This is a genomic window from Enterococcus sp. AMC1623 (assembly GCF_058216495.1).
In genome coordinates this window covers 2591176-2603835 of sequence record NZ_CM177096.1, presented here as the reverse complement: position 1 = coordinate 2603835, position 12660 = coordinate 2591176, and the positions used below count along the sequence as shown (strand labels likewise).

The 12660-nt window shown below is 38.1% G+C and carries 11 protein-coding genes; 9 read left to right on the top strand and 2 right to left on the bottom strand.

What is annotated here, in order from left to right; all coding sequences use genetic code 11:
* The first annotated feature begins 6 nt into the window (after positions 1–6).
* From AC4BC7_RS12525 to istB, 8 genes are all read left to right on the top strand, one after another.
* Positions 7–1014, top strand: a complete 1008-nt coding sequence (locus AC4BC7_RS12525; protein WP_243430663.1) for an NAD(P)/FAD-dependent oxidoreductase — start codon at positions 7–9, stop codon at positions 1012–1014.
* 142 nt (positions 1015–1156) lie between these two features.
* Positions 1157–2068 carry an ABC transporter ATP-binding protein gene (locus AC4BC7_RS12520; RefSeq protein ID WP_207941979.1) on the top strand — a complete coding sequence of 304 codons (912 nt, stop codon included), beginning with the start codon at positions 1157–1159 and terminating at the stop codon, positions 2066–2068.
* Positions 2065–2844: a DUF2705 family protein gene (locus tag AC4BC7_RS12515; protein WP_490503012.1), complete on the top strand. Its 780-nt coding sequence runs from the start codon at positions 2065–2067 to the stop codon at positions 2842–2844. Before AC4BC7_RS12520 ends, AC4BC7_RS12515 begins: the two co-directional genes overlap by 4 nt.
* An 8-nt stretch (positions 2845–2852) precedes the next feature.
* Entirely contained in the window at positions 2853–3518 is a 666-nt protein-coding gene (locus tag AC4BC7_RS12510; RefSeq protein WP_490503011.1) for a response regulator transcription factor, read from the top strand.
* Between the two features lie 13 nt (positions 3519–3531).
* A complete protein-coding gene (locus tag AC4BC7_RS12505) occupies positions 3532–4422 on the top strand; it encodes a sensor histidine kinase (protein ID WP_490503010.1) in 891 nt (296 codons plus the stop codon).
* A gap of 324 nt (positions 4423–4746) precedes the next feature.
* Positions 4747–5736 (top strand): helix-turn-helix domain-containing protein, encoded by a 990-nt coding sequence (locus AC4BC7_RS12500; RefSeq protein ID WP_490503009.1) that lies wholly within the window; start codon positions 4747–4749, stop codon positions 5734–5736.
* A gap of 195 nt (positions 5737–5931) precedes the next feature.
* Positions 5932–7359, top strand: a complete 1428-nt coding sequence (istA, locus tag AC4BC7_RS12495) for an IS21 family transposase (RefSeq protein ID WP_093365140.1) — start codon at positions 5932–5934, stop codon at positions 7357–7359.
* Complete coding sequence (istB, locus tag AC4BC7_RS12490) at positions 7359–8087, top strand: IS21-like element helper ATPase IstB (protein ID WP_490502869.1); 729 nt, start codon at positions 7359–7361, stop codon at positions 8085–8087. The genes istA and istB overlap by 1 nt, the downstream gene beginning before the upstream one ends.
* Before the next feature lie 377 nt (positions 8088–8464).
* Here the strand turns inward: istB and AC4BC7_RS12485 are convergent, their stop codons facing one another.
* Positions 8465–9508 (bottom strand): LLM class flavin-dependent oxidoreductase, encoded by a 1044-nt coding sequence (locus tag AC4BC7_RS12485; protein WP_490503008.1) that lies wholly within the window; start codon positions 9506–9508, stop codon positions 8465–8467.
* 178 nt (positions 9509–9686) lie between these two features.
* On the opposite strand from AC4BC7_RS12485, the gene AC4BC7_RS12480 reads away from it, so the two are divergent.
* Complete coding sequence (locus AC4BC7_RS12480) at positions 9687–10136, top strand: DUF2188 domain-containing protein (RefSeq protein WP_207941973.1); 450 nt, start codon at positions 9687–9689, stop codon at positions 10134–10136.
* Positions 10137–10178: 42 nt separating this feature from the next.
* Here the strand turns inward: AC4BC7_RS12480 and AC4BC7_RS12475 are convergent, their stop codons facing one another.
* On the bottom strand, positions 10179–12659 hold the full coding sequence (locus tag AC4BC7_RS12475) for an ATP-dependent Clp protease ATP-binding subunit (RefSeq protein WP_207941972.1): 2481 nt from the start codon (positions 12657–12659) through the stop codon (positions 10179–10181).
* Position 12660 lies beyond the last annotated feature (1 nt).

The window sequence follows — 12660 nt, the reverse complement described above, 5'->3', positions numbered from 1 at the left end:
GATTCGATGACACAATCAATGGTTGATGTGGTAATTATTGGTGGCGGTCCAGCTGGATTGTACGCTGCCTTTTATGCAGGTCTTCGTGATTTAACTGTAACAGTGCTTGAAGCACAAGACGAGCTCGGTGGAAAAATCAATTTTTATCCAGAAAAATTTGTTTGGGATGTCGGCGCACTTCCTGCAACACGTGGGATTGATGTACGTACGAACTTAATCCAACAAGCCCAAACGTTTAACGCAAACTTCTACACAAGCTCCAAAGCTGTAGAAATTACTAAAGAAGAGAACGTCTTCTATGTTGAAGATGAACAAGGACGCATTCACCCTTGCCGTACGGTGTTATTTGCAATTGGTGGTGGGATTGTTTCCCCTAAAAAATTAACTGTACCGATTGATACAGCCGTTCAAGACCATGTCTATTACGCCTTTCCAGACTATCGTATTTTAAAAGATACACATATGATTGTTTCTGGTGGTGGTGATGGGGCGGTTGATTATGCTAATGAATGCTTAAAATTTACAGATAATGTGACCATTATCTATCGTGGTGAAAAGCTAAAAGCCCATGAAGCTTCTGTCACCTCTTTTAAAGAAAATGGTGGAAAAGTAGTTCTAGCAAGCGATATTCGTGCGATTCGTCAAAATCCTGCGCAACGAATGGAACTCTTGTTAGACGATCATACCACTTTAACTGCTGATCATCTTTTAGTACAACACGGACATGATCGCGACAGTTCATTTTTAGATAAGCTTTCTTTTGAATTTAACCGCGAGCAAGATTTTTATTTGTCTTGTGATGAGCCGACAATTACTAATATTCCTGGTTGTTTTGCAGCAGGTGATATTCAATTTTCAAAAGGAAAAGTCTATTTGTTAGCTGGTGCCTTTCAAGAAGCAGCTTTGAGCGTCAATCAAATCAAGCAATATCTTGACCCTGAAAGCTATGGACATGGCATGGTTTCTTCTCATAATGAAAAATTTGATGATTTGAATCAAGCCTTAATTGATTAATGAATGGAGTTAGAACTTCTAAGTAAGAACGTTCTAACTCTTTTTTTGTATAAAAATTTACCTTTTCTTTATACTTTATTGGGAGAGTTTTTATTGCTAGCTGATATAGTCAGTATAGCTATTAATCAAAGGAGAATAACATATGGCAGAAATTATTTTAAAAACCAATCAATTAACTAAGACCTATAAGCACCAACATGCTCTAGATAATGTCAATGTCACTGTTCGTCGAGGCATGATTTACGGATTAATCGGTGAAAATGGTGCTGGAAAGTCAACCTTCATGCGCGCTGTAATGGGTTTGATTCATCCAACCAGTGGGGAGCTTAGCCTATTTGGCGGGCATACGCGCAAGGAGTTATTAGCTGCTCGCAGAAAAATCGGTCAATCTATTGAAACACCGGCATTGTATTTAGATTTAACAGGCAAACAAAATATGCAAATTCAAGTTGCTTATGGTGGCGTCAGCGAACGTCAAATTGAGGACCTCTTAGCTTTAGTCAAATTAAATAGTGCTGAGAAAAAGAAAGTCAAAAATTATTCACTTGGTATGAAACAACGGTTAGCGATTGCTATGGCCTTAGTAACTAATCCAGAGTTACTCATTTTAGATGAACCAATGAATGGCTTAGATCCTTTAGGAATTGTTGAAATTAGAGAGTTGCTAAAACAATTAGTCACAGAAAAAGGCTTAACGGTTATCTTGTCTAGCCACTTATTAAGTGAATTATCTGAAATCGCCACTCATTATGGCATTATTCACAATGGAAAATTAATCAAAGAAATGTCAAAAGAACAGTTAGAAACAGAAACAAAAAAATACATTGCTTTATGCGTGGACAATCCCGAACAAGCAATTGTAGTTTTTAACCAATTAAATATTCAAAATTATCGTTTAGTTGATACAGGAACTTTTCGGATTTTTGATCATAACGAACAGATTAGTCAAATCAACCAAGCCCTAGTACAGCAAGATATTGCGGTGACAAAAATCGATGTAGTTAATCAAACGTTAGAAAATTATTTTATGGATTTAATTGGAGGTGCCCAATGAGTTGTTTATTAGTTGCAGAAAAAATTAAATTAATTCACAGTAAAAAACTACTCTTTATTTTGATTCTATGCATTTTAACACCCCTTCTAGAAGGCATAAATAGCTTTTTTCTAGTGGAGAATGGCAACAGCTTAGAACTAGCGACAGATGTTGTTGTCAATGGTGCTACTGGGATTTTAATGGCGAAAAAAAATAGTTTTGTTCTCTTTACTATTTTTGCAATCTTTATTAGTTTTTCAGTAGGTGAAGAATTTCAAAATGGAACAATTCGCAATGCTCTTTCCTTAGGTGTCAGTCGTGAAAAAGTTTATTTATCGAAGTTTCTAACGGTTATTTTCATTATTTTATTGAGTATGTTCATCATGACAACTCTAGGAATCGGAATATTTAGTCTCTTTTTTGGGTTTGGTCACAATCCTGTTTCCTTCAATTACTATAGTTATGCTTTTTATACGTTAGTAGTCCAATTATTTATTTTATTAGCTAATTCATCCATTTATTTGATGATTGCATTTGGAAGTCGCCATATCGGGGTTTCTATGATTTATTGTCTGTCTTATACTGTAATCATGGTTTTTTTACCAGGACTCTTTTATAAAATTCCGCAATTAACTTTTTTAGTTGATTGGGTTGTACAAACTCATTTATTATATAAAGATTTTACACAATTAGCGACAATCGACCAATATCCAATGATTCTGCTTGTAGCAATTTCAACAATTGTGCTATCGTTTTTAGTAGGCGTCCTATTATTTCATAAAACAGATATCAAGTAGGTGAACAAATGACCAAAATTTTAGTCGTGGAAGACGATCCAGCGATTCAAGAAATGTTAAAAGCATGCCTCGAAAAAGCCAATTATCAAATTTTATCCGCTTTTTCTGGAACAGAAGGCAAACTCTTATTACAACAAACAGCCGTTGATTTAATTTTATTGGATTTAATGCTGCCAGGTATGACTGGTGAAGCCTTATTAACAAACATTCGTCAATTGTCTTCCGTACCAGTAATTGTAATTTCAGCCAAAAAAGATGTTCAAGAACGTGTCCATTTGTTGCAAAATGGCGTAGATGATTATCTGATCAAACCGTTTGATTTAGCTGAGTTACTCGCTAGAATTCAAATCCAGTTACGCCACCAAAGATACACTCAAAATACTCAAAAAATCGTCTACCAAGACATCGAACTAGATCTAGAAACCCATGAAGTGAGCGTAGCGAATCAACCCGTCAATCTAACAATGAAGGAGTTTCAATTACTCACGCTTTTTTTAACTTATCCGCAAAAAGTTTTTAGTAGACAAAATATTTACGAAACAATCTGGGAAGAGCCTTATTATGATAGCGACAAAACGATTAATGTACACATCAGTAATTTAAGAGCAAAGATTAATTTATCCAATCAATCGTATATTAAAACTGTTTGGGGAATTGGATTTAAATTTGACTAGTCTGGAGGCAATTATGGTTGTGATTTTAAGTTTATTACTGATTGGATTAGTGCTATATCTTTTTTTCTTAAAAAGAGAGATGCGCTTATTAACTAAATCTGTTCATAATATCCCAACAACATCAAAATATGGCAGTCGGCTTTTTAATACTTTTTATGAACGTGATTTAGTGAAGTTAGTTGATGAATTAAACACGATGATTGATACCTATGAAGCAGAAAGAGAACAGTTAAATGTGACTGAGCAAACGATTCAACATGCCATTACCAGCGTTTCTCACGATTTACGAACGCCTTTAACTGCGATTAAAGGATATCTGCAGTTATTGCAAAATGAGCAAGAGCTAAATCCAACACATCTGATACAAATTGAGACATCGGTTGAACGGTTGATTGTACTGACGAATGAATTCTATGAATTAGCTAAATTCACCATTGATTCAGAGCAAATGAATTGGCAAAAAATTGAAGTCATTCAAACAATTGAAACCATCTTTTTAAGCTATTACGAAAATTTTGAAAAACAAGGTATTCAAGTTGATTTTCCAACAGATTGCCCTACTTATTGGCTCATTACTGATGAACAAAAGTTTCAACGAATCATCGAAAATCTCATCCAAAATATTTTACGTTACGGACAAAGCACGGCTGCCCTTCACTACGAAGAAGAAAATAACCACTTGAAAATCTCCTTTTGCAACGATACCGACCGTTCTACCTTAGCAACTAATCGCATCTTTGAGCCTTTTTATACGGATAACATTAGTCGAACCAATCAAAACGGTTCGGGATTAGGGTTGTTTTATACTAAGAAAATGGTGGCTGAATTACATGGCACGATTACCGCTTCTTCAAAGGAAAACCTATTTTGTCTCACCCTACGCTTTGAAAGTACTTCTGATTAAACCATCAGAAGTACTTTTTTCTTTTACGCAAGACGCATTATGAGGAAATTTTATGCCTTATGAAATCTAAGAAAAAAAGAAAAACCGCGTTATCTTCGTATTTATAGAATGAGTAGCTAAAAACAACCCCCTGGAAATTCGCTCTTACTAAGAGAAAATAGTGCTTATTGGCTATAATTTCTTGCTTTTTTGGACTAAAATCTACGTAATTAAACGAATTACAATTAATTAAGCAGGTTTTTAGCACATTAAGTGTGCAAAATAGCCGTTAAGGAATTTTTATCTGGAAAACATCTTATGATATGTTTGCAATGAGGTGATGATATGTTCAAGTTATTGTTAGAAAAACCCGATCAATTAATCTATCAAATTTTTGGTTATTTACAAGAAACGAATCCATATTCGTTAACAACTTTAGCCTTCCACGTCAATAAAAAACCTGAAACTATCCGTCGTGCCTTACAAGAGTGGCAACAAGATGCGTATAATCGTTCAACAGGAATTGGCTTCTACATAAAAAAAGACGAAATCCACGGTATCTATGCCAAAGAACATGCGCAGCTTTTTTTTAGTACCTTGTTGCACCGTAGTGAGTCCTTTCAACTTCTATTGAAAGTTTTACGTCATCCGTATCGTTCTGCGACTCAGTTACAACAAGAAATGCATTTAAGTGCAGCGACTTTTCAACGACGTGTGCACCAATTACAACCAATTTTACAAAATTATCATTTAGAATTGTCCTTTATGCACCATCCTGTTTTAAAAGGCGACGAAATGCAAATTCGTTGGTTAACTTTTTTTGTCTCGTTGCTTGCCGATCCACCTTTTCATTTTTCACCCATCGATTGGTGGCATCGTTATGAAGAAATTTGTACCATTCGTCCACTATGGTTAGAGACCTGGCAACCACCTAAAACTGCCTATTATCAGCCAACATTCCAGTTAAATGAACGCGGCAGTATGTTTTTATGGCGACAATTAATTGGGTTAGAACCACTCTGGATGAAAAAAGAAATGGCTGAGATATTGTCTTTTGCTTTATCCGCACATACCAACCTAAATCCTATTAATTTTAGTGAGGTACTGCAAGAACTTCATCGCATCCATTGCTGTTGTTCTTTATTCAGCGGTACATTATTTTTTCCACCCATTGCTGTGTCAAAAGAAGCGCACTCGTTGACGCAAAGTTTCCGTTTATTATTGCCACAATATAATGATTTGTTAACAGAACATCCTGAATTGCCAATGTTGTATCAAGGAGTTTTAGAGAAATATTATTTTTTAGAACGCGGACTAATGATTTCAGAAGAATAAAAAAATTGACAAAAAAAACTAAATTCATGTAATGTACGAATGAAATGTTTGTGGCAAGATAGACGTACATACAATTGCAGCGCAAAAGTACATAACTCCGCAAGCAGCTTAGGGTAAAATAAAAAGCCATTGCGGGCGTCCTGAAATTCCTCTAAAGTTATAGTTCCGACACTGTAACTGGAGGTAAGAAAGGGAATGCTCGCAATGACCGATATTAATACTATCAGAAATCTACGAAACAATCACGATAAATCTATTCAACACATAGCTGACGAATTGGAAATCAACTGGCGCACCGCAAAAAAGTATGCAGATGAGGATCTTTTACCTGAGCCGAAGGTCCGAAAGAAAACGGGCATGATGTATGTGGAACACTGGGGAGGCATCGTTGCTCTCTGGCTTTCTGAAGATTCTAAGCTCCCGAAGAAGAAGCGTAGGACCGTTGACTTTATGACTAAAGAATTGAAGAACCAGGGGTTCCCCGGTTCGTATCGCACGGTTTGTGATTTCGTTAGGGACTGGAAAGCCACTCACTACGTTGAAGCCAATGAAGATCAAGGCTTTGAGCGTTTGGAACATCCTCCGGCGGAAGCGCAGCTGGATTTTGGCACCATGGAGGTCTGCCATGAAGGAGCCTTTAAGGATATCAAAGCACTCGTGATGTCTTTTCCTTATAGTAACGGCGGATTTGCGGTGGCATTACCAGCGGAGAATCAAGAGTGTCTACTTGAAGGAATGAAGGAGCTATTCCGACAAGTTGGCGGCGTCCCACGAAAAATTCGCATTGATAATATGTCTACGGCAGTAACGCAAGTAAAGTCGAAGACGGAACCAGCAGTGTTAACGGATGGGTTTCTGCAGTTCGCTACGCATTATGGGTTTGAGACACAGGTGTGCAACCCTAGAAGCGGAAATGAAAAAGGCAGCGTAGAAAATAAAGTCGGCTATGTTCGCTACAACTTCTTTCCGGCCACTCCAATCATGAAGGACTTCGCAAGCTTTAATGAGGCATTGGCGGTTCAATTAGCGAAAGACAGGGAACGCGTTCATTATGAGAAACATGTACTTATCAGTGAACTCTGGCTTGAGGAAAAAGCGGATCTTTTGGCATTGCCCGATGTCGCATATCCAGTCTTCAAGGAAATCGAAGTAAAAGCCAATAAGTACAACGAAATCAAGCTGGATGGCGAGCGAATCCATGTTCCTCGCGCCCGGAACCATTCCATCATCTACGGGCTGCTTCGCTTTGACTCCTATCAACTGGTTAGCACGGATGGTGAAATTATCGCTGAAGGCCCCCGGCCCTACATGATGAAGAAACGAGCGATTGACTGGCAAGCAATACTACTCGATTGGCGGCGCAAATTGCGTGCGATGCATTACTCTCGTTACTGGAAATATCTACCCGAACGCATCAAGCTCTATCTCAGCCATCCCGATTGGAAAGAACAGGCAAAGCGTGTAGATCAGCTTCTCGTTTTTCTCGTCACCAACGATATGTTAGGTATTGATCAGAACTTCTACGACCTTATCGGTTCTTCGAAAGAAACGGATGCCTATGATGTGGATTGGAATGACTATGATGCATTTCTCAAGTCATCTAATGGGGAGGCGGCGAGTTGATGGAAACCGATCGTTTAGAAGAGGTTTGTAAGCAGTTGCGGCTCTCTCATATTCCTAGAGTCATTGGAACGGAGGGCTTTGAAACCAAAGAAGATTGGTTGCTATTCCTGTTAGAGAATGAATTGAAGTGCCGGGAAGAACTAAAGACAGCTCGGCTCTTCAAACAGGCCAAATTCCCTGTACGCCGGACTTTAGACAACTACGACTGGCATGATCATATCACGCTGCCAAATCCGACCACAAAGGAAGAGTTAATCAGCCTCTCCTTTATCCGCCAAAAAGAAAACGCCGTTTTCGTGGGTACCCCAGGAACTGGTAAGACGCATTTAGCTTGTGCTCTTGGCCAAATGGCCACGCATGCTGGTGTTGAAACACGCTTCTGGCGAGTCTCTGAATTGGTGGGAGAATTGGAACGTCAATGGAAGAACAACACGTTGGAGACCTTCAAGCACCGCTTTGACAAGGTGAAGTTGGTTATCCTAGATGAGATGGGCTATGTGCCGTTCACTAAGGAAGGTGCCGAGTTGCTCTTCCAGCTGATCAGTGATTGGTATGAAACGAAAAGTATCATCATCACCAGTAATTTGGAGTTCAGCCAATGGAATAAGGTGTTTATCGATACACGTTTGACGGCGGCATTGGTGGACCGCTTAATTCATCACGCACACATTTTAAGCTTCACCGGAGAGAGCTTCCGGCTCAAAAACGCTCTATCAAGACCAAAATAATCAGAGAAAAATTTCAGGCGCAAAGGTGTGTACTTTTTCTTTGCAATATTGTGTAGGAAGGTCTTGCAAAACACATGAAATGCAGCATGATACTATTTTAGTGTAGAAAAAGAACACTATTATAACTTTTACTTTTCTCTACAACTTGACCTCTAAACATTTAGAGGTCATTTTTTAGTTAAGTTCACTAAAAATAAGCCGCTATCTTGTTCTCAAAACAAACTAGCGACCTATTTTCATCCTAAGTAATTACTCAGTAACTACCTATCATTCACCGATATATTTCAATAAAAAAAGATGAAATGTTGATTTATCAACATTTAAAAAGAAGTAAATACCTCGGAAATACCAAGATATTACCTAGGACTCTACTTTTTCTATTGTCCAAGCAATTCTTTGACACGCGGAACAACTTTTTCACCATATAACTGAATCGTACGGAAACGATCTTTTTGTAATTGTCCCCCAGCACCATAAACCAAGTCAAAGCGATTAACTCCCACTGTTTGAATCATATGAGCAATTTTTTGTGCGACTGTTTCAGGACTACCTACATAATACGAACCTTCTGTCACTTCAAAATCAAAACGCTCCCGAGTCATTGGTGCCCAACCACGTTCAGAACCAATTTGATCCATCGATTTTTTCATATATTTCCAAGCAATTTCTTGTGCTTCTTCATCCGTCTCAGCAATTACACCATGCGAATGCATACCTACTGGATGATTAGGTTGACCAAATTTTTTCGCCGCTTGTTGGTATAAATTAATATACGGACGGAAACGTGCTGGTTCACCACCAATAATAGCTAGCATGACTGGAAAACCATATTTTGCTGCTCGAATAATTGAATCGGGTGAACCACCTACGCCTACTTGAACGTCTAATCTTTTTTCCGTTTTTGGATAAATGTGAACATTAGTTAGTGATTGGGTAAAGTTGCCTTTCCAAGTGACGGATTCATTTTTTAATAGTTCATTAAACATTGCGATTTTTTCTTCAAATAATTCATTGTAATCATTTAAATCATAACCAAATAACGGGAATGATTCTGTAAATGAACCGCGTCCTAAAATAATTTGCGCACGTCCATTAGACAATGCATCAACTGTCGCAAAACGTTCAAATACTCGTACTGGATCGTCTGAACTTAAAACTGTTACACCTGTCCCTAAAATAATATTATCTGTGACAGTAGCTAACGCAGCTAAAACAGTATCTGGACTGGAAATTGAATATTCCTTACGATGATGTTCACCTAAAGCAATCACATCAATTCCTAGTTGATCTGCCAGCTTCCCTTCTTCAACAATCATACGTAACGATTCTGCGTAACTCAAACTTTCTTTGGTTTCATCGTGATACGCAACATCACCAAATGTGTCTAATCCAAATAGAATCTTATTTTCATTCATTGTCATATCTCTAACCCCTTTTAATCTTTTCTTCCTTTAACTATAACTAATTTTTCAATAAAGCCAACAAATATGCTTACTAATTGTAAGTCAATCTCGGAATATTGTTCAAAACTAATCTTTTTTGTTAGACTAAAGACAAGATGGATGTTAGATTAGTCACTTAATTTAGGAGGAATTTGATATGCCTTGGAGTATGCAAGATTATCCGGCTTCAATGAAAAATCTAGAAAAGTTGACCAGAAAAAAAGCCATTGCAATTGGGAATGCTTTATTAGCAGATCATTATCCTGAAGAGCGTGCCATTCCAATTGCGATTAGTCAAGCAAAAAAATGGATAGCTGACGCAACCGAACAAGAACGACATGACTTTGCACAGGAAAAAAATCCGACGAAAACCGACAAACATGAGGCAAATCCAGAAAATGCACGATTATTAGACGCAGCCGTTACGGTGAAATACCAAGATAATGAATGGCTTGTTATTTCTGAAGGTGCGAAACGAGCAAGTGAACGTTTCGATACTAAAGAAGAAGCCATTAAACGTGGAAAAGAAATCGCTGATAACAAAGAGAGCCACTTGAAAATCTATAAAATGGACGGTAGTTTACAAAAAGAGCAATCGTTTGAATAAAAAAATCGCGTAACCTAATTATTTGGGTCACGCGATTTTTATTTATACGTTTTGCAACACTTTATCTGTCTTTGGTTCTTTTACATTTAAGGTAATTGTTCCTTTTGATGCACCAATTGTTACTTGGTTGCCTAAATGTATTTGTCCAGAAAGTAAGGCTTCACTCAAGCGATCCTCTACTTCTTTTTGCAATGCACGACGGATTGGACGAGCACCGTATTCTGGATCAAAACCAGCTTTACCAATCACATCAAGTGCAGCTGGCGTGATTTTTAATTGAATGTCTTGTTCTGCCAAGCGTTTAATAATTGAACGGCTCATGATTTTCACAATCTCATGAATTTCGTCTTTATCTAATGAACGGAATACCACTGTTTCATCAATTCGATTTAAGAATTCTGGTCGGTAAGCTTTCTTCAACGCTTCTAAGATACGTTTTTGCATTGCGGTATAGTCTTTAGAAGCATCTACTACATTAAAGCCGACATTTTTCTCTTCACGTAATTCTGTGGCACCGATATTGGAAGTCATAATCAAAATTGTATTTCTAAAATCAACCCGACGACCTTTAGAATCGGTTAAATGTCCATCATCTAAAACTTGTAACAAAATATTAAAGACGTCTGGATGTGCTTTTTCAACTTCATCTAGCAAAATTACTGAATAAGGTTTTGAACGAACTTTTTCAGTCAATTGTCCACCTTCATCATAGCCGACATAACCTGGAGGCGATCCAATTAAACGGCTCGTACTATATTTTTCCATAAACTCTGACATATCTACACGAATTAAGGCATCTTCGCTACCAAACATCGCTTCGGCTAAGGCTTTAGCTAATTCTGTTTTACCAACACCAGTTGGACCTAAGAACATGAAGGAGCCGATTGGACGATTCGGATCTTTCAATCCACTACGCGCTCGGCGAATGGAACGAGAAACAGCTTGTACGGCCTCATCTTGACCTACCACACGTTGATGCAAGATTTTTTCTAAATCTAATAAACGTTCGCTTTCCTTTTTCTCCATTTGCTGTAATGGAACGCCAGTCCATTGTGACACTACGGCTGCGACATCTTCTGCTGTCACGCTATTTTCATAACCAGTAGCTTCTTTAACTTCTACAAAGGTTACTTCAGCTAAGTTTTGGCTAACTTCTTTTTCACGATGGCGTAAACGTGCGGCTGTTTCAAAATCTTGTTGACGAATGGCAGCTTCTTTTTCTTCCGCTAATTTCATTAATTCTTCTTGCAATAATGCCGCCTCAGAAACTTCATCTGCTTTATCCAAACGAACTTTTGCAGCTGATTCATCCATTAAATCAATCGCTTTATCTGGTAGTTGACGCGAATTAATGTAACGAACCGATAGTTGAACTGCTGCATGGAGCGCATCATCAGTAATTTCCACACCATGATGTTCTTCATAACGAGGGCGCAACCCTTTTAGAATTTCTTCTGCTTCTTCTGGAGTTGGTTCATCGACTTGTACTCGAGCAAAACGACGTTCAAGTGCTGAATCTTTTTCAATATATTTTTGATATTCATTTAACGTTGTTGCACCAATGGTTTGTAATTCACCACGAGCTAAGGCTGGTTTTAAAATATTCGATGCATCAATCGCACCTTCTGCTCCACCAGCACCAATTAATGTGTGTAATTCATCAATAAAGAGAATGATTTGACCATCTTGATAAATTTCATCAATGATTTTCTTCATGCGATCTTCAAATTCACCACGATATTTGGTACCTGCAACTAATGCACCCATGTCCAACATCATCAGACGTTTTTGCTGCATGTCTTTTGGTACTTCACCATTTACGATTTTTTGTGCTAAGCCTTCCGCAATGGCAGTTTTACCAACACCTGGTTCGCCGACTAAAACAGGATTGTTTTTGGTACGACGGCTAAGAATTTGAATCAAACGTTTGACTTCTTTGCTACGTCCGACTACAGGATCTAAGCGTTGTTCACGAGCTAATTTCGTTAAATCGCGAGCCAATGAATCTAAGGTTGGTGTCCCTTCTTGTTGCGGTTGTTGACGTTGTTGCGGGCGACGTCGGCTTGCATTGCTTTTTGATTGTACGCCCATTTTTTTCTTCAATAGTTGGCGCATTTTTGCCAAGCTCATTCCTAAATTCAACATAATACGTGACGCTAAAATTTCTTCATCACGTAATAAACCGAGGAGTAAGTGCTCCGTGCCAATTTGTTGGGCACCCAAACGTTTTGCTTCATCGCCAGCATAGGCAAAAATTTGTCTTGCTCGTGGAGAATAGGGTAAAAAGCCCCCTGTTGGATATTCTTTCATTGAACCATAACCGGTTAAATGTTCGATTTCTTCCCGAATATCATTTTCATTTACACGCATTTCGCGCAATGTTTTGCCGGCAATGCCATCTTGCTCGATAATTAATGCTAATAAAATATGTTCTGAACCTACAGATTGATGTTTAAAGTATTTTGCTTCTTCTTGAGCAATGGCCAGCACCGCTTTTGCTCGTTGTGTAAATAGTTCATCCATC